Source organism: Brevundimonas sp. KH_058, from assembly GCF_057838505.1.
Genome location: NZ_CM174469.1, coordinates 2,519,141 through 2,538,053, shown reverse-complemented (window position 1 = coordinate 2,538,053; position 18,913 = coordinate 2,519,141). Strand labels below are relative to the sequence as shown.

General features: G+C 66.2%; 20 protein-coding genes. 11 read left to right on the top strand and 9 right to left on the bottom strand.

Going from position 1 to position 18,913, the window contains the following annotated elements; translation table 11 throughout:
* Positions 1-414, top strand: coding sequence for a DUF5990 family protein (locus AC3ISA_RS12490; RefSeq protein WP_489178132.1), 414 nt, complete (start codon positions 1-3; stop codon positions 412-414).
* A gap of 1 nt (position 415) precedes the next feature.
* Here the strand turns inward: AC3ISA_RS12490 and AC3ISA_RS12485 are convergent, their stop codons facing one another.
* Positions 416-982, bottom strand: a complete 567-nt coding sequence (locus AC3ISA_RS12485) for a hypothetical protein (protein ID WP_489178131.1) — start codon at positions 980-982, stop codon at positions 416-418.
* 126 nt (positions 983-1,108) lie between these two features.
* Here AC3ISA_RS12485 and rpmG point away from each other — a divergent pair, with 126 nt between their 5' ends.
* The gene (gene rpmG / locus AC3ISA_RS12480) at positions 1,109-1,276 is read left to right on the top strand and encodes a 50S ribosomal protein L33 (RefSeq protein WP_003164451.1); all 168 of its coding nucleotides are present in this window, start codon (positions 1,109-1,111) and stop codon (positions 1,274-1,276) included.
* A 157-nt stretch (positions 1,277-1,433) separates the two neighbouring features.
* Here rpmG and AC3ISA_RS12475 read toward each other — a convergent pair whose 3' ends face one another.
* Complete coding sequence (locus tag AC3ISA_RS12475; RefSeq protein WP_489178130.1) at positions 1,434-2,795, bottom strand: PleD family two-component system response regulator; 1,362 nt, start codon at positions 2,793-2,795, stop codon at positions 1,434-1,436.
* Positions 2,792-3,157: a response regulator gene (locus AC3ISA_RS12470; RefSeq protein ID WP_167762544.1), complete on the bottom strand. Its 366-nt coding sequence runs from the start codon at positions 3,155-3,157 to the stop codon at positions 2,792-2,794. Before AC3ISA_RS12470 ends, AC3ISA_RS12475 begins: the two co-directional genes overlap by 4 nt.
* A gap of 106 nt (positions 3,158-3,263) precedes the next feature.
* Here AC3ISA_RS12470 and AC3ISA_RS12465 point away from each other — a divergent pair, with 106 nt between their 5' ends.
* From AC3ISA_RS12465 to AC3ISA_RS12455, 3 genes are read left to right on the top strand one after another with little or no spacing between them, the layout of a single operon-like run.
* A complete protein-coding gene (locus AC3ISA_RS12465) occupies positions 3,264-4,532 on the top strand; it encodes a DNA polymerase IV (RefSeq protein WP_489178129.1) in 1,269 nt (422 codons plus the stop codon).
* A gap of 8 nt (positions 4,533-4,540) precedes the next feature.
* Entirely contained in the window at positions 4,541-5,836 is a 1,296-nt protein-coding gene (locus AC3ISA_RS12460; protein WP_489178128.1) for a nicotinate phosphoribosyltransferase, read from the top strand.
* A gap of 36 nt (positions 5,837-5,872) precedes the next feature.
* Positions 5,873-6,613 carry a polysaccharide deacetylase family protein gene (locus AC3ISA_RS12455; protein WP_489178127.1) on the top strand — a complete coding sequence of 247 codons (741 nt, stop codon included), beginning with the start codon at positions 5,873-5,875 and terminating at the stop codon, positions 6,611-6,613.
* A 4-nt stretch (positions 6,614-6,617) separates the two neighbouring features.
* Here the strand turns inward: AC3ISA_RS12455 and AC3ISA_RS12450 are convergent, their stop codons facing one another.
* Positions 6,618-7,508 carry a hypothetical protein gene (locus AC3ISA_RS12450; RefSeq protein ID WP_489178126.1) on the bottom strand — a complete coding sequence of 297 codons (891 nt, stop codon included), beginning with the start codon at positions 7,506-7,508 and terminating at the stop codon, positions 6,618-6,620.
* Positions 7,509-7,620: 112 nt separating this feature from the next.
* Between AC3ISA_RS12450 and AC3ISA_RS12445 the strand changes: the two genes are divergently transcribed.
* Together AC3ISA_RS12445 and AC3ISA_RS12440 are read left to right on the top strand one after the other, a co-directional pair.
* Positions 7,621-8,079, top strand: coding sequence for a RidA family protein (locus tag AC3ISA_RS12445; protein WP_489178125.1), 459 nt, complete (start codon positions 7,621-7,623; stop codon positions 8,077-8,079).
* Entirely contained in the window at positions 8,076-9,221 is a 1,146-nt protein-coding gene (locus AC3ISA_RS12440) for a GNAT family N-acetyltransferase (protein WP_489180107.1), read from the top strand. The genes AC3ISA_RS12445 and AC3ISA_RS12440 overlap by 4 nt, the downstream gene beginning before the upstream one ends.
* A gap of 51 nt (positions 9,222-9,272) precedes the next feature.
* On the opposite strand, the gene clpA is transcribed toward AC3ISA_RS12440, so the two are convergent.
* The 3 genes from clpA to AC3ISA_RS12425 all read right to left on the bottom strand — a co-directional run bounded on the left by clpA (position 9,273) and on the right by AC3ISA_RS12425 (position 12,578).
* Positions 9,273-11,573 (bottom strand): ATP-dependent Clp protease ATP-binding subunit ClpA, encoded by a 2,301-nt coding sequence (gene clpA, locus AC3ISA_RS12435; RefSeq protein WP_489178124.1) that lies wholly within the window; start codon positions 11,571-11,573, stop codon positions 9,273-9,275.
* A gap of 13 nt (positions 11,574-11,586) precedes the next feature.
* Complete coding sequence (clpS, locus tag AC3ISA_RS12430; RefSeq protein ID WP_346495895.1) at positions 11,587-11,916, bottom strand: ATP-dependent Clp protease adapter ClpS; 330 nt, start codon at positions 11,914-11,916, stop codon at positions 11,587-11,589.
* Between the two features lie 170 nt (positions 11,917-12,086).
* Complete coding sequence (locus AC3ISA_RS12425; protein ID WP_489178123.1) at positions 12,087-12,578, bottom strand: phasin family protein; 492 nt, start codon at positions 12,576-12,578, stop codon at positions 12,087-12,089.
* 275 nt (positions 12,579-12,853) lie between these two features.
* On the opposite strand from AC3ISA_RS12425, the gene AC3ISA_RS12420 reads away from it, so the two are divergent.
* The 3 genes from AC3ISA_RS12420 to AC3ISA_RS12410 all read left to right on the top strand — a co-directional run bounded on the left by AC3ISA_RS12420 (position 12,854) and on the right by AC3ISA_RS12410 (position 16,377).
* Positions 12,854-14,344, top strand: coding sequence for a D-alanyl-D-alanine carboxypeptidase (locus AC3ISA_RS12420; RefSeq protein ID WP_489178122.1), 1,491 nt, complete (start codon positions 12,854-12,856; stop codon positions 14,342-14,344).
* A 63-nt stretch (positions 14,345-14,407) separates the two neighbouring features.
* Positions 14,408-15,493 carry a PA0069 family radical SAM protein gene (locus tag AC3ISA_RS12415; protein WP_489178121.1) on the top strand — a complete coding sequence of 362 codons (1,086 nt, stop codon included), beginning with the start codon at positions 14,408-14,410 and terminating at the stop codon, positions 15,491-15,493.
* A 251-nt stretch (positions 15,494-15,744) separates the two neighbouring features.
* Entirely contained in the window at positions 15,745-16,377 is a 633-nt protein-coding gene (locus tag AC3ISA_RS12410; protein WP_489178120.1) for an alpha/beta hydrolase family protein, read from the top strand.
* On the opposite strand, the gene AC3ISA_RS12405 is transcribed toward AC3ISA_RS12410, so the two are convergent.
* Positions 16,374-16,769 (bottom strand): hypothetical protein, encoded by a 396-nt coding sequence (locus AC3ISA_RS12405; RefSeq protein WP_489178119.1) that lies wholly within the window; start codon positions 16,767-16,769, stop codon positions 16,374-16,376. The two genes, AC3ISA_RS12410 and AC3ISA_RS12405, sit on opposite strands and share 4 nt — an antisense overlap.
* Before the next feature lie 2 nt (positions 16,770-16,771).
* Positions 16,772-18,016 carry a class I SAM-dependent RNA methyltransferase gene (locus AC3ISA_RS12400; protein ID WP_489178118.1) on the bottom strand — a complete coding sequence of 415 codons (1,245 nt, stop codon included), beginning with the start codon at positions 18,014-18,016 and terminating at the stop codon, positions 16,772-16,774.
* A gap of 205 nt (positions 18,017-18,221) precedes the next feature.
* Here AC3ISA_RS12400 and AC3ISA_RS12395 point away from each other — a divergent pair, with 205 nt between their 5' ends.
* Entirely contained in the window at positions 18,222-18,872 is a 651-nt protein-coding gene (locus AC3ISA_RS12395; RefSeq protein WP_489178117.1) for a YMGG-like glycine zipper-containing protein, read from the top strand.
* The last annotated feature ends 41 nt before the right edge of the window (positions 18,873-18,913 follow it).

Sequence of the window (18,913 nt, the reverse complement as noted above, 5' to 3'; positions counted from 1 at the left end):
ATGGCCGGATCGACGATCACCCTGCGCCTGACGATCGCCGACCCGGTCGCAGGCGTCGCCTACAGCCTGCAGGACAAGGCCAACATGCCGGTCGAGCCGCGCATCGCCGACGACGGCCCGATCAGCTTCGATGCGCCGGTCACCCTGTCCGACGACGGGCGGCTGACCGGGACATTCGTGCGACGCGAGGGGCCGGCGCGGCGGTTCGCCTATATCGCCATCGGCGCGTCTGCGGGCCAGCACGCCAGCGAATGGAGCCGACGCGCCAAGATCGACATCCACGACATTCCCGCCGATCTGCTGGCGCAGGCGCGCGGCGGGCTTTTGCTGGAGGTCGTCCTGCCCGGCAGCGCCCGCGACGGCGGCCCGGCCTGCGCCACCGTGCAGCCGATTCAGGCCTGGCGCATCGTCTGACCTATTCGGCGACCGGCTTCGTCAGATCGAACTCGACGCGGAAATGGCGGTTGGGACGACGCAGTTCATAGGCGAACATCCGGTCGGGATGGACCTCCATCGCCCAGACATTGGTGGTCGAGACGGCCGCATCGTTGGCGTTGAACAGGGCGATCGATTCGGCGTCGACCGGGAACGCCTGCCGCTCGGCCGTGCCGGCGCCGGCCGTGTCGCCGCCATACAAGTGCAGCACGTCCGTCGTGCCGTCCTCATGCCGGTGATCGTGCTTCAGCCGCAGGCCCGCGTCCGTCTTGGTCACGACCCAGGTGCGAGAGCGGTCGTCGCCGACCGCGAAGGGAATGCGCACCTCGTCCGCCGAACAGTCGCGGACGTGCATGATCAGCCGCTCGCTGGCGAACCTGGCGTCGGCGGCGTCTGTCGTGACGACCCGGCCTTCGAATCGCTGGCCGCACAGGGCGTTCAGCCGCGCCATGAAGGCGTCCTGGGTCGGAGTCGGTCCAGCCGTCGCGACACCGGCGGACGACAGGGAAATCAGGGCCGCAGCGGCCAGCAGGGATACGATTTTCATGCGCTCAGACTATATGTGCATCCGACCGCATCAACGTGGCATCGCGCCCGTTGACTTTGGGGTGATCCTGAGTATGTTCCGCGCCTCTTATTTTAAGCGGCTTTCGCCGTCGCAGAGGTAATTCCGATGGCCAAACCGGCTTCCATCAAGATCCGCCTGAACTCCACGGCCGACACCGGCTTCTTCTATGTCACCAAGAAGAACGCCCGCACCATGACCGAGAAAATGGTCGTCAAGAAATACGACCCCGTCGTGCGCAAGCACGTCGAGTTCAAGGAAGGCAAGATCAAGTAAGGCCTTAGAGCCTCGTCATCCTCGGACAACGAGCGAAGCGAGGCCGATCCGAGGACCAGAATTGAAAACGCCCGGCTGGTCTCCAGCCGGGCGTTTTTCGTTATGTTCATCGTGTCCGTCATCCTCGGGTCGAGCCCGAGGATGACGGGGCCTAAACTCAAGCCGCCTTGGCGATGACCTTGTTGCGGCCGGCGGCCTTGGCCTCATAGACGCCTTCGTCGGCGCGTTTCAGCAGGCCCTCGGGCGTGTCGCCGTCTCCGGTCGTGGCGGCTACGCCGATCGAGATGGTGATGGTGATCTGTTCCTTGCCCCCCATGACCCGGAATGGGGCGGAAGCGACATCGCGGCGAATCCGTTCGGCGACGCGGCCGGCGTCTTCCAGGCTGGCGCCCGGCATGACCACCACAAACTCCTCACCGCCCATCCGGCACGGCAGGTCCACGGCGCGGACGTTGGTGGCCAGGCGCACGGCGAACTCGACCAGGACCTCGTCTCCGGCGTCGTGACCGAAGCTGTCGTTGACGGACTTGAAGTGGTCGATGTCCAGCACCAGCGCCGCGACCTGGGCCCCGCCCTGTGCGGCGCGCCCGACCAGGGCCTGTAGCTGGCCAGTCATGTAGCGACGATTGTGCAGGCCGGTCAGGGCGTCGGTGACGGCCATCTCCATGCTGCTGTCCAGCTTCTGGCGCAGGAAATCGGTGTAGCGTTTGCGTCGGATCTGGGTGCGGACCCGCGCCGACAGCTCTTCTGTGTCGATGGGACGCGGCAGGATATCGGCCGCGCCGAGTTCCAGCGCCTTGACCATACGCGGCCGCTCGACCGGCTCCACCACCGCCAGGATCGGCGCACGGCGCGCATCGCCCGACTTGGCCTGGGCCACGATCCGCAGGCCGTCGAAGCTGGCGGCGGCGACATTGACGATGATCAGGTCCAGCGCGCCCTTAGCCGCGACCAAGGCCGCCTCGGGATCGGATTCGATGGTGACGCGGTGTTCGCCGCTCAGCTCGGCCGCCATCTTCTCGGCCTGGCGCATATCGTCGTCGACGATCAGCACCCGCCCGCCTTCGCTGCGAAGCCGCGCCGCGCCGTCCGAATCGACGCCCAGGCGACGACCGCTTTCCTCGCGCTCACGCAGCTCGTCCATGACGTGCTTCAATCGCGTCAGCGACTTGACCCGCGCGAACAGGATCACGTCGTCGATGGGCTTGGTCAGGAAGTCGTCGGCGCCGGCCTCAAGCCCGCGAATACGGTCCTGACGCCCGTCCAGCGCGGTGACCAGCACGACGGGAATATGGCGCGTCTCGGCCTGGGCCTTCAGCCGGCGACAGGTTTCGAACCCGTCCATGCCGGGCATCATCACGTCCAGCAGGATAAGGTCCGGCTGATGCTCGGCGGCGATGGCCAGGGCCGACGCGCCGTCGTTGCAGCTCAGCACGTCGTAGTATTCGATGGTCAGCTTTGCTTCGAGCAGGCGGACGTTCACGTCCACATCGTCGACGACGAGGATGCGCGCACTCATCCGAGGTGCTGCCGGATGGTTTCGAGGAAATGCATCACCGAAATGGGCTTGGAGATATAGGCCTCGCATCCGCCCTGACGGATTCGCTCCTCGTCGCCCTTCATCGCGAAGGCGGTCACGGCGATGACGGGGATATGGCTCAGCTCCTCGTCGTCCTTCAGCCACTTCGTGACTTCCAGACCCGAGATTTCGGGCAGTTGGATATCCATCAGGATCAGATCGGGATGGTGCGCGCGCGCCAGGGCCAACGCCTGCAAGCCCTCGCGGGTCTGCAACGTCTCGTAGCCCTGGGAATCGAGCAGATCATGAAAAAGCTTCATGTTCAGCTCGTTATCCTCGACGATGAGGACTTTCTTGGACATCATCACCTGACCTGCGCGTCCCTCTAACGCGGGACGCCTCGTTGGTCGCATTCGTAGGCGAGCAGTCTTAAGTTGGGGTGAAGCCAACCTTACGGAGACCTTAAGCGTGGCCATCAAGGCCATCTGTCGCGACTGTCTGTGGACCGGCGAAAACCCCGCCGGGCCGCCCGAGCGCCGCTGTCCGGCGTGTGGGTCGCGGCGCATCGTCGCCGACCCCGAACTGGACCAGTTGTCCATCGCCCACATGGACTGCGACGCCTTCTACGCCTCGGTGGAGAAGCGCGATCGGCCGGAACTGCGCGACAAGCCGGTCATCGTCGGCGGCGGCAAGCGCGGCGTGGTCTCCACCGCCTGTTATGTCGCGCGCCAGTACGGCGTCGGGTCCGCCATGCCGATGTTCAAGGCGCTGAAGGCCTGTCCCGAGGCGGTGGTCATCAGGCCCGACTTCACCAAATACGTCTTCGAATCGCAGCGTATCCTGGGGGCGTTGGGTCGGTTGACGCCTCTGATCCAGCCCCTGTCGCTGGACGAGGCCTGGGTCGATCTGTCGGGCACCGAACGGCTGAACGGCGGGCCTCCGGCGTTTCAGCTGATCCGTTTTCAGAAACAGATCGAGGAGGAGACCGGCCTGACCGTCTCCATCGGCCTGGCGCCCAACCGCTTCCTGGCCAAGATGGCGTCCGAGATGGACAAGCCGCGCGGCTTCTCCGTCGTCGGCGCCGCCAACGCCCAGGCCCTGCTGGCGCCGCGCCTCGTCACCACCCTGCCCGGCGTCGGCCCGGTATTCGGCAAGGCGCTGCGCAGCGACGGCTATTCGACCATCGGCGATCTGGCCCGCGCGGATGTCCGCGATCTGGTCAAACGCTACGGCGAGTCGGGCCTGCGCCTGTACGACCTAGCCCACGCTCGTGACGCCCGCGCCGTGAACCCAGAGCGTGATCGCAAAGGAATGAGCGCCGAGACCACCTTCAACGAAGACCTGATCTCGGCCGAGGCGCTGGAGGCCGAGTTGTGGCCCCTGTGTGAGAAGCTGGCGTCCAAGGCCCGTCGCGACGGTGTCGCCAGCCGCGTCCTGGTGCTGAAACTGCGCCGCACCGACTTCAAGATCGTCACCCGCCGCATCAGCCTGCCCGATCCGGTCCAGACGGCGCGCGCCCTGTTTGCGGCGGGGCGCGATTTGTTGAAACCGGAGCTGGGCCCGTCCTATCGCCTGATCGGCATCGGCATGGCCGACGTCCAGGACGCCGAGGATGCGCCCGCCGGCCTGTTCCAAACCCCCGAGACCCGCACCTTGAAGACCGAACGCGCCATCGACGTGCTGCGCGAGAAGTTCGGCAAGGACGCGGTGGTGGCCGGACGCGCGCTGAAGCCGTAGGAAGCGCCATGGACCTCGCCAAACGCGCCTATGACCACGGCTTTCGCCTGGACCCCATCGTCCGCAGCCTGCTGGACTCCGACTTCTACAAGCTGCTGATGCTGCAGATGATCTGGCGCGAGCATCGCGACGTGCCGGTCGTATTCCAGGTCATCAACCGCACGACGACCGTGCGTCTAGCCGACGAGATCGACATCGACGCCCTGCGTGAGCAACTCGATCACGCCCGCACCCTGCGCTTCACCAACAAGGAACTGGTCTGGCTGTCGGGCAACAGCTTCTATGGGGTGAAGCAGATCTTCTCGCCCGACTTCATCGCCTGGCTGACCGACTATCGCCTGCCGGACTATGATCTGTCGGTTCAGGACGGACAGTATGTGCTGACCTTCTCGGGCGCCTGGGCCGAGGTGACGCTGTGGGAAATCCCGGCGTTGGCGATCCTGAACGAGCTGCGCTGCCGCGTCGGGATGCGACGGCTGGGCCGGTTCGAGCTGGACATCCTCTATTCGCGCGCCAAGACGCGGCTGTGGTCCAAGGTCGAGCGGCTGCGCGCCTTGCCCGATCTGGCCCTGTCCGACTTCGGCACGCGGCGGCGGCACGGCTTCCTGTGGCAACGCTGGTGCATTCAGGCGCTGAAGGAAGGGCTGGGATCATCCTTCATCGGCACGTCCAATGTGCTGCACGCGATGGAGAACGATCTGGAAGCCATCGGGACCAATGGGCACGAACTGCCGATGGTGATGGCGGCGCTTGCGCCCGACGAAGCAGCGCTGGCCCAGGTTCCGTATGATGTTCTGGACGAGTGGCGCAGGCATTATGTCGGCAATCTGCTGATCGTCCTGCCCGACGCCTTCGGCACCGAAGCGTTTCTGGAGCAGGCCCCCGATTGGGTGGCGGACTGGACCGGTTTCCGGCCCGACTCGGCCCCGCCCATCCCGGCCGGCGACCGCCTGATCGACTGGTGGCGCGCGCATGGGCGCGATCCGAAGGACAAGCTGCTGATCTTCTCGGACGGGATGGACATCGACGGGATCGAGGCGACCCACGCCCATTTCCACGGCCGCGCCCGTCTCAGCTTCGGCTGGGGCACCAATCTGACCAACGATTTCCGCGACTGTTCGCCCGCCTTTGCGCCGGAACTGGAGCCCATATCGCTGGTCTGCAAGGTGGTCGAGGCCGGCGGACGGCCCGCCGTCAAACTGTCGGACAATCCGCAAAAGGCCGTCGGCGATCCGGCCGAGATCGAACGCTATCGCCGCATCTTCGGCGTGCGCGGTCTGACGGCCCAGCCCGTCACGGTGTGAAACCCGGCCTTAAGCCCGTTCGGCCATAAGGGCGGGATGAACGCCTTTCTCGACAAGATGCGTCGCCGCGCCGGCCGCTATCTCGATGTCCGCCCCGCCACGGTCCAGCCCGCGCGCGGCATCCTCACCCTGTCGTTCGACGACATCCCGGCATCGGCCTGGACCGAGGCCGGCCCGATCCTGACCCAGCATGGCGTCAAGGCGACCTATTATGTCTGCGGCGGCCTGGCGGGCGGGCGCAATCTGGACCTGCCGCAGTTTGAGGTGGAGCATCTGCAGGCGCTGCATGAGGCCGGGCACGAGGTGGGCTGCCACACCTATGAGCATGTCTCGACCTTGACCCTGTCGCCGGCAGAGCTGGACACCAGCCTGGCCCGCAACGCCGCCTGGGTGGCCGAGCGGCTGGACGACTATCAGATGCAAACCTTCGCCTACCCCTTCGGAGACTGCGCCCTGGGGTCCAAGGCGATCATCGACACACGCTTCCTGTGCGGGCGCGGAGTGCGCGACGGGATCAACGCCGGGCGCACCGACCGCAACCTCCTGCAGGCCATCGGCCTGGAGAGCCGCCGCCTGCCCGGTTACGATCTGGAGGCGCTGGTGGCGGAGACGGCGGCGTCCAGGGGTTGGCTGATCGCCTATGGCCACGACGTCAGCGATGCGCCCACGCCCTACGGCTGTCGCCCCGAGGACATCGATCGGCTGATCCGCCTGGCAAAGGCCGCCGATGTGGACATCCAGCCGGTCACGGCCGCGTGGGCGATGGCGACGGCCTGACGTTTCAGCCGGCCTTGCGCCTATCCGCCCAGGCGATCAGTTCCTTTCTCGGCCAAATCATCAGCCACGACCGGGCGGTGTATTCCCCGCTGTCGATCAACGCCTTCCTCGACGCCGAGGCCGTCGCCGCCCGCTCAGTGTGGATCGGCGCCGACCCCTGATGGACCATGAAGGCGCCGCCGTTCAGGGGATTGAGCCGCAGGTGCGCCAGCCGGGGGCTGATCTCGGTCAGGGGCGGGTCGTAGAACCAGCTGGAGCCGATCATGCCCGCCAGTTCAGGTCGCCTGCGGCATAGTTCCGCCGCCGTCGCCCAGGCCTCGTTCCAGCCGTCCTCGTTGAAGCCCCGCAGCCAGCGGCTTTCGGTGTGCACCTCCAGCCACGGCTCGCGCTTGGCGCCCGCCGCCAGATAGCGGACCAGCGGCGTGAAGCCCCAGCCGTCGCGGACGTGTTTGACGATCTGGCCAGGCCCAACCGGCGAACTGAGGTCGATCACCTGGCTCTTGGCGGCCGGCACGCTGAGCGCCAGGGTGAAGCGCACGTCCTTGGACCAGTGGTCGAAGACATAGTCGCCCTCGGCCTTGTCCAGAAACGCCGCCAGTTGTTCGATCCAATAGGGATAAAGGGCCATCACCTCGGGCGGCAGACGCATCGTCGCCGCGCGGTCGGGCAGTTGCAGCGCCCAGGCGGCGACCAGGCCGCGACGCACATCGTCCGACGCATCCGCGCCCAGCAGGGCGTCCACCGCCTTGGCCGGCATTTCGAAATCCCAGTGCGGCGCGACCTCAGCGGCCTTCTGCGCGGCGGGTCCGGCGGCGGCGTCCACGCGCGCCCGGTCGTCGGGGGACAGCCGCGCCAGCACGGCATGGAAGGCGGCGACATCGGGGGTCAGGTGCATATCCATGATCGCACCATGACACGGCGCGGTTGGCGAACCTTTAAAGCCGCGCGACGGACGTGACGCCGCCCTTGCCGCGCGCTAAACCGCGCTCAGATAAACAGGAGCCCCCATGAGCATCGAAGCCCGCATCGCCGAACTCGGCCTCACCTTGCCGGAACCCGCCAAGCCGGTGGCCAGCTATGTCTCCTTCGTCCAGTCTGGCAATCAGGTCACCATCTCGGGCCAGCTGTCGAACGACGCCAATGGCGGAATCAAGGGCACGGTCGGCGTGGACGTGACGCCGGAACAGGCCACGGAAGCGGCCCGCCTGTGCGGTCTGAACCTGATCGCCCAGATCAAGGCGGCCTGCGATGGCGATCTGGACCGGGTGGTCCGCATCGTCAAACTGGGCGGTTTCGTTCAGGCCGGCCCCGACTTCACCGCCATTCCCGCCGTCATCAACGGCTGCTCGGACATGATGGTCGAGGTCTTCGGCGACGCTGGCAAGCACGCCCGTTCGGCCGTCGGCGTCTACAAGCTGCCGCTCGGCTTCGCCGTCGAGATCGATGCGATCGTGGAGATCCGCTGATCTTTCAGATCTCGGTTCATGAAGGGATCGCCGATATCGGCCGTGAGGCCTGGGATGCGTGCGCGCGTCCCACCGGCGATCCCTTCGTCTCCTACGATTTCCTGCACGCTTGCGAGGCCTCGGGCAGCGCCGCGCCGCGGCAGGGCTGGGCCCCGCGTCATCTGGCCCTGAGGGGTGAAGACAACGCCGTCCTCGGCGTCATGCCCCTCTATCTGAAGGGCAACAGCCAAGGCGAGTACGTCTTCGACCACAGCTGGGCCGACGCCTATGAACGGGCCGGCGGGCGCTATTATCCCAAGCTTCTCGGCGCCGTGCCGTTCACCCCCGCGACCGGGCCGCGCTTCCTGAACCACCCCGAGACCGACGCTGCGACGGTGCGTCAGGCCCTGATCCAGGGGGCGGTGACCCTGGTCGAACGGCTTGGCGTCTCGTCCCTGCACGTGAACTTCCCGACCGAGCCGGAATGGTCGGCCATGGCCGAGGCCGGCCTGCTCCCGCGCCAGGACATCCAGTTCATCTGGCGCAACGAGGGCTATCGGACCTTCGACGATTTCCTCGCCGCCCTGTCGGCCAACCGCCGCAAGACCATCAAGCGCGAGCGGCGCGACGCCCAGGCCGATCTCGATATCCGCGTCCTGACCGGCGCTGACATCACCGAGGCGCACTGGGACGCCTTCTTCGCCTTCTACATGGACACCGGCTCGCGCAAATGGGGCCAGCCCTATCTGACGCGCGACTTCTTCAGCCGCGTCGGCACCACCATGGCCGACCGCATCGCCTTGGTCATGGCGTTCCGGGACCAGACGCCCATCGCCGGCGCCCTGAACTTCATCGGCCGTGACGCCCTGTACGGCCGCCAGTGGGGCACGCTGGAAGACGTGCCCTTCCTGCATTTCGAGCTCTGCTACTATCAGGCCATCGACTTCGCCATTTCGCGCGGCCTGTCCCGCGTCGAAGCGGGCGCGCAAGGGGACCACAAGATCGCGCGCGGTTACCTGCCCTCCCCCGTCTATTCCGCCCACTTCATCGCCGACCCGGCCCTGCGCGATCCCGTCGCCCGCTATCTGGACGGCGAACGCCCGGCAATGCAGGCCGAGATGGCGGCGATGACCGAAGAGCTTTCGCCCTACAAGGCCACATAGAAAAAGGCCCGGCTGTTTCCAGCCGGGCCTTCTGCCTTCGTCCTTGTAGGATCAGGCCGTCTCTTCTTCTTCGGCTTTCGCCGGCGCGTTGGCGCTTGCGATATCGAAGTCGATCTTGCCGTCCTTCAACTGGACCTTGACGTGTCCGCCGCGCGTCAGGCGCCCGAAAAGGATGTCGTCGGCCAGCGGCTTCTTGATCGAGTCCTGGATGACCCGCGCCAGAGGACGCGCGCCGTACAGTTCGTCGAAGCCGTTCTTGGCCAGCCAGTCGGCGGCTTCGTCGGTCAGTTCGATGGTGATGTTGCGATCCGCCAGCTGGGCTTCCAGCTGAAGGATGAATTTGGTCACCACCGAGCGGATCGTGTCGGCCTGCAGCGGCTTGAAGGCCACGATGGCGTCCAGACGGTTCCTGAACTCCGGCGCGAACAGACGCTGGATGGCCTTGTCGTCCTCGCCCTCGACCTTACCCCGGCCGAAGCCGATGGAGGCGCGGGCGTTGTCGGCGGCGCCGGCGTTGGTGGTCATGATCAGGATGACGTTCCTGAAATCGACCTTCTTGCCGACCGCGTCGGTCAGCATGCCGTTGTCCATCACCTGCAACAGGATGTTGTAGACGTCCGGGTGGGCCTTCTCGATCTCGTCGAGCAGCACCACCGAGTGCGGATGCTGATCGACAGCGTCGGTCAGAAGCCCGCCCTGGTCATGGCCGACATAGCCGGGAGGGGCCCCGATCAGGCGGCTGACGGTGTGGCGCTCCATGTATTCGGACATGTCGAACCGCTGCATCTCGATGCCCAGGGTGGCGGCAAGCTGCTTGGCCACCTCGGTCTTGCCCACGCCGGTCGGGCCGCTGAACAGGAAGCTGCCGATGGGTTTGTTCGGGTCGCGCAGACCCGCCCGCGCCAGCTTCATCGCCGCCGAGACCTGGTCGATAGCCTGCTCCTGGCCAAAGACCGCGCGCTTCAAATCGACTTCAAGCTCGCGCAGACTCTCGGTGTCGGACTTGGACACCGACTTGGCCGGGATGCGCGCCATCTTGGCGATGACGGCCTCGACCTCCTTCTGACCGATGACCTTCTTGCGCCTGGATTCGACCAGCAACATCTGGCCTGCTCCGGCTTCGTCGATCACGTCGATCGCCTTGTCCGGCAGTTTGCGGTCGGTCATGTAGCGGGCCGACAGCTCGACCGCAGTGCGGATGGCGCTGTCGGTGTAGCGGACCTTATGGTGCTGCTCGTAGTAGGTCTTCAAGCCCTTCAGGATCTTCACCGTATCCTCGACCGTCGGCTCGTTGACGTCGATCTTCTGGAAGCGACGCACCAGGGCGCGGTCCTTCTCGAAGTGCTGGCGATATTCCTTGTAGGTCGTCGACCCCATGCACCGCAGCGAACCCGACGCCAGAGCCGGTTTCAGCAGGTTGGAGGCGTCCATGGCTCCGCCCGAGGTCGCGCCGGCCCCGATCACCGTGTGGATCTCATCGATGAACAGGACCGCGTTCTCGTGGTTCTCCAGCTCCTTGACCACCTGCTTCAAGCGTTCCTCGAAGTCGCCACGATAGCGGGTGCCGGCCAGCAGCGCGCCCATGTCGAGCGAGTAGATGGTGGCGTCCTTGAGGACGTCGGGCACCTCGCCGTTGACGATCTTGCGCGCCAGACCTTCGGCGATGGCGGTCTTGCCGACGCCGGGATCGCCGACCAGCAGCGGGTTGTTCTTGGTCCGGCGGCACAGGATCTGGATCGAGCGATCGACCTCGGCCTGACGACCGATCAGAGGATCGACCTTGCCCTGGCGCGACTTCTCGTTGAGGTCGACGCAATAGGCTTCCAGCGCCTCGCCGCCCGACTTGACGGCCGACTGGTCCTCGGCCTCTTCGGGCGATGAGCCCTTGGCGGGACGGGCCTCTGTGGCGCCAGCCTTCTTGGCGATGCCGTGGGCGATGAAGTTGACCGCGTCGTAGCGCGTCATGTCCTGCTCTTGCAGGAAATAGGCGGCGTGGCTCTCGCGTTCGGAGAAGATGGCGACCAGCACGTTTGCGCCGGACACTTCTTCGCGGCCGGACGACTGGACGTGGATCACCGCGCGCTGGATCACGCGCTGGAAGCCGGCGGTCGGCTTGGCGTCCTCGCCATCGGCCGTGGCCAGGGCGGCGAGATCGTTATCGACATAAAGCGTCAGCGCCGCCTTCAGGGCGGTCAGGTCGACGTTGCAGGCCTGCATAACGCCGGTCGCATCGGGGTCGTCGATTAGCGCGAGCAGCAGGTGCTCAAGCGTCGCATATTCGTGCCTGCGCGCATTGGCGTATCCCACCGCGCGGTGCAGGGTTTCTTCGAGAGGACGGGAAAATGAAGGCATCGGGAGGTTCCTCTCAGTCCTTTTCCATCGTGCATTGCAGAGGGTGCTGGTGGCGACGCGCGGTCTCGATGACCTGCGCGACCTTGGTCTCGGCGACCTCGTAGGTGAAGACGCCGCAGACGCCCACGCCATGCTGATGCACATGCAGCATGATGCGGGTCGCTTCCTCGCGGCTCTTCTGGAAGAACCGCTCCAGCACATAGACGACGAATTCCATCGGCGAATAATCGTCGTTCAGGATCAGCACCCGGTACAACGAGGGCTTCTGAAGCTTGGGCTTTGTTTCGGTGACGGTGGCGGTGCCTTGACCGCCCCCGGTATCACCGGGCCTTTGTATGGGCATTCGTATTCCGTAATCGGGGAGTCGTCTTGGCTATCAGATAGGGAATGATGGCCTGAATTGAAGCGGCGTCCAGTCACGGATTGCGTGAAGAGCAAACAACGGATCCAAAACGAAAAAAAAGCCCCGGAGCGAACTCCGGGGCCTTCTCGATCCTCAAGACGTTACGCTGTTTAGCGAGCGGCCTGGAAGTTTTCGACCGAGGCGGTGACGCGCTCGTTGATCGGCTTGATGCTGTCCTTGACCGTGGCGGTGACGATCTCGTTGGTCTTGGTCAGTTCGGCGACGTAGCGCTCCATGGACTTCTTGGCCCAGGCGGTTTGCAGTTCGAAGAACTCCTGCACCGAACGGGCGGTCGACAGTTCCTTGGAGGCGGCGACGCCCTCTTCCCAGGACGACTTGGCGAAGCCGAGCGCCTGTTGCGACAGGGCTTCGGCGCCCTTCTGGGCGACGGTGGCCGACTCGACCATGGCGTCAAGGTTCTTCTTGCCGTGAGCGTTCAGCTCGGCCAGCGAGGCGGTCGACTTCTCGATGCCTTCGCGGAAGGCTTGAGTGCCTGCGGCCTGCATGGTCTCGGCCTGAGCCTTGACCTTGGCGCCGGCCGAAGCGGCGGCGGCGGTGACTTGATCGGCGGTCTTCTTCACGGTTTCGGTAGCGTCGGCCATAGTCGTCTCTCCGATAAATGTGGCCCGTGCTGACGGGCGCTGAGCGGAAATATTCAGGCGAGGGTATCCTCGCAGGCCTTCCTTATGCTGCAAGTGCGAAGGTTTTTCAAGCTTATTGTGCAATGCAGCATATTATCGATGATAACCTTGGTTGGCGGTTCAAATTCCCGTTGACGAGCGGTTAACCACCACGAAACCCGTGCTTCCTATGCTAACCCTTCCATCGCGTCGGCCGGGGGGCCTGTCGCGCCCTGCTCACTGAGGGTTGTACACCCATGATTGCTTTTCTCCGCCGTGGCCTGTTCGCCGTTCTAGCGCTTTCGCTGGTGCTGGGTGCGAATGTCAGGCCGATCGAGGCTCAGGTCGCTTACTCGGCGCAGGAGAACAGTCGCTACGCCGCCATCGTCATCGACGCCGCCACCGGCGAGGTTCTGTTCGCGCGCAACGCCGACAGCCGCCGCTATCCGGCGTCCCTGACCAAGATGATGACGCTTTATCTGACATTCGAGGCCCTTTCTCAGGGCAAGGCGAACGTCAACGACGTGCTGACGGTCTCGCCGCGCGCCGCCTCGCAGCCGCCGTCGAAACTGGGCCTCGCCGCCGGACAGACCATCACCCTGGACGACGCCATGCGGGCCACGGCCGTGCGGTCTGCCAACGATATGGCCCTGGCCATCGGCGAGCACATCGGCGGGTCCGAAGCCCGTTTCACCAACATGATGACGTTGAAGGCGGAACAGCTGGGCATGAGCCAGACCCGCTATTACACCGCCAACGGCCTGCCCGATGCCCGACAGCTGACGTCAGCGCGCGACCAGGCTATCCTGGCCCGCGCCATCATGCGCGATTTCCCGCAATACTACAGCTACTTCGGTCTGCACGACTGGGCCTTCAACGGCCGCAACTACCGCAACACCAACGGTCTTCTGCCCACAGGGCGCGGCTATGACGGCATGAAGACCGGCTATACCAATGCCTCCGGGTACAATCTCGCCGCCTCAGCCGTGCGGGATGGACGCCGGCTGATCACCATTGTGCTGGGCGGCCGTTCGACCGCCAGCCGCAACGCCCACGTCGCCGAACTGATGGACACCGGCTTCGAGGTCGAACGCCGTCGCGCCCAGGGCGAACGGATACAGATCGCCCAGACCTTCTTCGAGCAGCGCGGGTTCGGCGTCGGATCGGCAATCGCCGACGCCCCGATCGCCTATGCCTCGGTCAATGACGACGAGGACGGGATCGGCGCCGAATCCACCGCCGTCGCCTATACGGCCGCTCCTCCGCCCGCCGCCCTGCCGACCCGCGTCGCGCCTGCCCCGTCGGAACGCGCCGCCAGCCAGCGCGCCGCCGCGACCGCACAGGCCATAGGCCAGGCCGCAGCTTCGTCCTCGAACGCCCGCGCGCCCCACAATGTCACCGCCTCGCTGAACGGCGCGCCGTCGAGCGCGGCCGTGGCGCCCTCGACCACGCCGCGTCGCGCGACCCCGCCCCCGGCGCGAGAGCCAGCCCGCGCCGCCGCCCGCACGCCCGCCGGACGCTGGGCCGTTCAAGTCGGCGCCTTCCGCGACGAAAAGGTGGCCAGCGACTGGCTGACCGAGTTGAACCGCCGTTTCCGCACCCAGTTCGCCACGGCCGAGCGCAACGTCCAGACGGCAGGCGACTGGTATCGTTCGCGCTTCGTCGGCCTGACGGAGACCGGCGCCAAGACTGCCTGCGAGGCCTTGGCCGAACGCCGTGTCACCTGCATGGTCATCGCCCCGAACTGAGCACCTCCATCGCGAGAACGAATGTTCTTGCTTTGTTCTGGATGATGTCGCATCGTCCTTCCCATGGAAACCGCCAAGGGAAGAGGGGCGCGTTCGAATGCGACCGGCCGCTACGAGCCTGAACAGCATCAGTCGTTCGACGACGGCTGGACGCGCGACGACGCCGAGGCCGCGCCGCTGCGCACCACCCTCACCCCGGAGCATGCCCGCACCATCATCGCCCGGAACGACAGCCCGGACATCGGATTCGACCGCTCCATCAACCCGTACAAAGGTTGCGAACATGGCTGCATCTACTGTTACGCCCGTCCGTCCCATGCCTGGATGGGCCTATCCCCGGGCCTGGATTTCGAGAGCCGGATCTTCTTCAAGCCCCAGGCCGCAAGTCTGCTGGAACAGGCGTTCCTCGCCCCCCGATACCGCTGCAAACGCATCCACATAGGCGGCAACACCGACCCCTATCAGCCGGTGGAGCGCGACCTGAAATCGACGCGCTCGATCCTGGAGGTCATGCAACGGTTCAACCACCCATTCAGCATCATCACCAAGTCGGTTCTGATCGGACGCGACGCCGATATCCTGGGCCCTATGGGCAAGGCGGGGCTGGCCTCGGCCTTCGTCTCCGTCACCACGCTGGATCGGGGTCTGGCCCGCGCGATGGAGCCGCGCGCCTCGACTCCGGCGAAACGGCTGGAGGCCATAAGCCGCCTGGCGGATGCGGGTTGTCCCGTCGGCGTCGGCTTTGCGCCCGTCATCCCCGGCCTGAACGACCACGAACTGGAATCCATCCTCGAAGCCGCCGCAAAGGCCGGGGCGACGCGGGCCATGTACGTCACGCTGCGCCTGCCGCTGGAAATTAAGGATCTGTTCCGCGAATGGCTGGCCGACGCCCGGCCGGACCGCGCGGCGCGCGTCATGTCCCTGATCCGCCAGACGCGTGGTGGCAAGGATTACGACGCCGACTGGTCCCAGCGCATGAAGGGCACAGGCCCGGTCGCCGAACTGATCGGGGCGCGGTTCAAGGCCGCTGTCAAACGCTACGGCCTCGACACGCCGCACCGCCTGCTGGACGAAACTCAGTTCCGCGTGCCCGCCGACGCTCGGCCGCAGATGGATCTTTTCGACCTGCCTACCGGGAAGATTGCCTGACCCCACACCTTCAGGTTAGCGTCGCGCATCCTTGGGGGATTTCATGATCAAGCGTCTGTCTGCGGCCGTCGCCGCCCTGTGTCTGTCCAGCGTCTTGGCCGGCTGCATGACCGTCAGCGTGCCGGAGGGGCAGTTCTTCTATCCCGACGCCCGCGTGACGGCCGAGAAGATGGTTCTCACGCCCGGCCGCCATTCCCGGCGCCGAGATCCTGTCCCTGCCCTATTCAGGGGGCGCTGTCGCCGCGACGCGGGTGCGGACAGTCAGGGCCGATGCGCCGCTGATCCTTTACTGCGGCGGCAATCTGTTCCGGCGCGGCGTTAATGGCGCGCAGGTCGCGACCGAACTTGCGCCGTTCGGCGACGTATTGTTGTTCGACTACCCCGGCTCGGGCGACACGCGCGGACAGGCGAACTTCGCGACCTACAGGTCCGCGGGCGAAGTCATCGCGGCGACCGCTCGCGCCCAGGCCGACGCTGAGGGCCGCAAACTGATCGCCTGGGGGCATTCTCTGGGCGGCCCGATCTGCGCTGAAGCCGCGCGCGTCATACGCGCCGATTCTCTTGTGCTGGAGGCGACCACGCCCACCGCCCGCGACGCCGTGAACGAGATGATCGGCCTGTGGCGGCCTCTGGTCCGCGTCCAGTTGGCCGATGCCTTGGCGACCGTGGACCTGCCGGCGACGCTCGACGGCTATCCGGGCAAGGTCGTCGTCCTGGAAGCCGGTCGCGACGAAACCCTGCCGCCCGCGCTCAGCCGAAAACTGGCTCAGGATCTTGAGACGCGCGGCGTAAATGTCGAGCGTCTGGTGTTCCCCCGCGCGGACCATGGCGACATCCCGGCGCAGCCGGACTTCGTCGGCCGCGTCGCCGCAGCGCTGAGTTAGTCGTCCGCCGCCGACGGATCGATGGCGCGGGTGACCAGGTCGCGCCAGGTCGGATCGGTATCGTCGACCAGATCGACATCCTCCATCAGGGCCACCGCACCCTCGCCGTCCGGCAGGATCAGGCCCAGGATCTCCATCTCCTCGCCGTCAGGGCCGAGGTGGCTTTCGGCCTGCACGGCCACCGCCGCCTGCTCCCCATCCTCCTCCCACCAGATCACAGGTTGGGGCAGGTCCATAACGATCGGGCGCGGGTCGTCCGTCTCGGCCAGGGCGAAAACGGCCCGGCGCGCCTGGACGTCGTCCAGGGTCGCCACGGCACCGACGAACGGCTTCAGCCGCGCCCAATCGTCGGCGTCGAAACCGCCGCCGTCCTCGTCGTTCTGATCTTCCATGGTCATCGCCTGAACACCCCCACCAGTTCGACATGCGACGACCAGAGGAACTGGTCGATCGGCGTGACCGTCTCCAGCCGGAACCCGGCGTCGATCAGAACCCGGGCGTCGCGGGCGAAGGTCTGAGGGTTGCACGACACCCCGACCACGACCGAGGCCTTCGTATCCGCGATCTGGGCCGTCTGGTCGATGGCCCCGGCGCGCGGCGGATCGAACACAATGGCGTCGCACCCTTTGAGATCATACGGATTGAGCGGCCGGCGGAACAGGTCGCGCGCCTCGGCGGTGATGGCCTTCAGTCCCTTGGCCGAGCCAACGGCGGCCTTCAGCGCGTCGATGCCTGGCTTGGACGCGTCCGCCGCGATCACGGGCGCTACCGTCGCCAAGGGGAAGGTGAAGGCGCCCGCACCGCAAAACAGGTCGGCGATCTTCCTGGCCCCCTTCACCGCCGCCACCGCGCGCGAGGTCATTGCATCTTCCGCCTGGGGCACGGCTTGCAGGAACCCGCCGGCCGGCAGGGATACGGTCGCCGGGCCGAACGCCACCATGGGCTGGCGCGCCATGACCAGGGTGTCGCCCGCCAGGCTGAGTCGCGCCAGATCGGCCCGGTGCGCGGCCTGGATCGCCTTCATCTGGGCGTCGGCGGACAGGCCGCCGCCCGAACGCCGCTCGACGCCCGTCACATCGACATCCAGCCCCGACAGGGTCCAGGTGACATGCAGGGTCGGCGCGGATTTCGGATGTTCGAAGAAGGCCGCGGCCAACTCGGCCAGCGCCGGAATGGCCGCCACGATTCGAGGATCGGCGACGGGACAGGCTCGCACCTCGACCAGCCGCCACGAGCGACGCGCCTTGAACCCCAGCACCACGTGACCGTCCTGGGTCCGCCGGGCATGCAGGGCGACGCGGCGGCGGGTTCCGGGCGGCGTCGCCACCGTCGCCTCGATCTCGGTCTCGATCCCCTCGCGCGCCAGGGCCAGCCGCACCTGCTCGCGCTTCCAGTCGAGATACGGTCCCTCGGACCAGTGCTGCAGAGAACACCCGCCACAGTCGCCGTATTGCGGCGACACCGGCGCGATCCGGTCGGGACTGGAGCTGACGATCTCGATCTGTTCCAGCCGACCGTCCACCACCGCGCCGCGCACCGTCTCGCCCGGCAGAGTCAGGCCAACGAAGACCGGCCCCGACGGCGTCTGGGCGATGCCGTCGCCTTGGCCGCCGACGCGGTCGATGGTGAAGATGTCCATCGGCGGGCTTCTAGCCGCGCCTCTCCCTCCGCTCAACCCACACGCCCTCTCGTGGACGTGATGGCGCGGTCCTCAAAGATGAACGAATATGAACGCGCCGATCAATTGCCGTTCAGCTTCGCAGTCGTAAATCTCATTGCAACGAGACACGAGGCTTGGCCGTTAACGATTGACGGAAACCGTTCGGTCCTCAGAGGGTTGGAAAATGCGTCTCACCAAAACATCGCTCGCCGCCGTCGCCGTCCTGGCGCTCGGTGTCACGGCCGCCCCGCTCACGGCGTCGGCTCAGGTTTATTACGGCAACGGCTACAGCCAGAACTATGGCACCGGCTCGTATGCCCCGTCCTACAACTACGGGCGCGGCCAGTCCTATGATCCCTGCTCGCGTGAACGTCAGGGCCGCACCGGCGCCGGCGCGGTGATCGGCGGCGGCGCGGGCGCCGTCATCGGCTCGCAGCTGGCCGCGCGCGGTCGCCGCACCGAGGGCAGCATCCTGGGCGGCGTGCTCGGCGCAGTGGTCGGTTCGCAGGTCGGTCGTTCCAGCTCGGACGCCTGCCGCAGCTATCAGAGCAGCTATGGCTCCAACGGCTACTACGCCCAGGGCTACAGCCAGCCCAGCTACTACGACGATCGCTACACCGGCGATCAAGGCTATCGTTACGAAGACCGTCGCGACGACTACGCCTACGACCGTGGCGGCTATTACGACGACCGCTCGCGCCCGGTCGAATCCTATCAGAATTCAGACGGATGCCGTCTGGCCGAAAGCCAGGTCCGTCTGCCCGATGGTCGCACGGACACTCGATATGTCCGCACCTGCCCCGACCAGTACGGCCGCTATCGCGTCGTCGATTAATTTTCAGCCCCCCTGTCGATCGACGACGTGACGGGAGCCGC

Bases quoted from the DNA above. Each gene is read 5' to 3' on its own strand.
- AC3ISA_RS12490 (WP_489178132.1), top strand. From the start codon at position 1: ATGGCCGGATCGACGATCACCCTGCGCCTGACGATCGCCGACCCGGTC.
- AC3ISA_RS12485 (WP_489178131.1), bottom strand. From the start codon at position 982: ATGAAAATCGTATCCCTGCTGGCCGCTGCGGCCCTGATTTCCCTGTCG.
- rpmG (WP_003164451.1), top strand. From the start codon at position 1,109: ATGGCCAAACCGGCTTCCATCAAGATCCGCCTGAACTCCACGGCCGAC.
- AC3ISA_RS12475 (WP_489178130.1), bottom strand. From the start codon at position 2,795: ATGAGTGCGCGCATCCTCGTCGTCGACGATGTGGACGTGAACGTCCGC.
- AC3ISA_RS12470 (WP_167762544.1), bottom strand. From the start codon at position 3,157: ATGTCCAAGAAAGTCCTCATCGTCGAGGATAACGAGCTGAACATGAAG.
- AC3ISA_RS12460 (WP_489178128.1), top strand. From the start codon at position 4,541: ATGGACCTCGCCAAACGCGCCTATGACCACGGCTTTCGCCTGGACCCC.
- AC3ISA_RS12455 (WP_489178127.1), top strand. From the start codon at position 5,873: ATGAACGCCTTTCTCGACAAGATGCGTCGCCGCGCCGGCCGCTATCTC.
- AC3ISA_RS12450 (WP_489178126.1), bottom strand. From the start codon at position 7,508: ATGCACCTGACCCCCGATGTCGCCGCCTTCCATGCCGTGCTGGCGCGG.
- AC3ISA_RS12445 (WP_489178125.1), top strand. From the start codon at position 7,621: ATGAGCATCGAAGCCCGCATCGCCGAACTCGGCCTCACCTTGCCGGAA.
- clpA (WP_489178124.1), bottom strand. From the start codon at position 11,573: ATGCCTTCATTTTCCCGTCCTCTCGAAGAAACCCTGCACCGCGCGGTG.
- clpS (WP_346495895.1), bottom strand. From the start codon at position 11,916: ATGCCCATACAAAGGCCCGGTGATACCGGGGGCGGTCAAGGCACCGCC.
- AC3ISA_RS12425 (WP_489178123.1), bottom strand. From the start codon at position 12,578: ATGGCCGACGCTACCGAAACCGTGAAGAAGACCGCCGATCAAGTCACC.
- AC3ISA_RS12420 (WP_489178122.1), top strand. From the start codon at position 12,854: ATGATTGCTTTTCTCCGCCGTGGCCTGTTCGCCGTTCTAGCGCTTTCG.
- AC3ISA_RS12415 (WP_489178121.1), top strand. From the start codon at position 14,408: ATGGAAACCGCCAAGGGAAGAGGGGCGCGTTCGAATGCGACCGGCCGC.
- AC3ISA_RS12405 (WP_489178119.1), bottom strand. From the start codon at position 16,769: ATGGAAGATCAGAACGACGAGGACGGCGGCGGTTTCGACGCCGACGAT.
- AC3ISA_RS12400 (WP_489178118.1), bottom strand. From the start codon at position 18,016: ATGGACATCTTCACCATCGACCGCGTCGGCGGCCAAGGCGACGGCATC.
- AC3ISA_RS12395 (WP_489178117.1), top strand. From the start codon at position 18,222: ATGCGTCTCACCAAAACATCGCTCGCCGCCGTCGCCGTCCTGGCGCTC.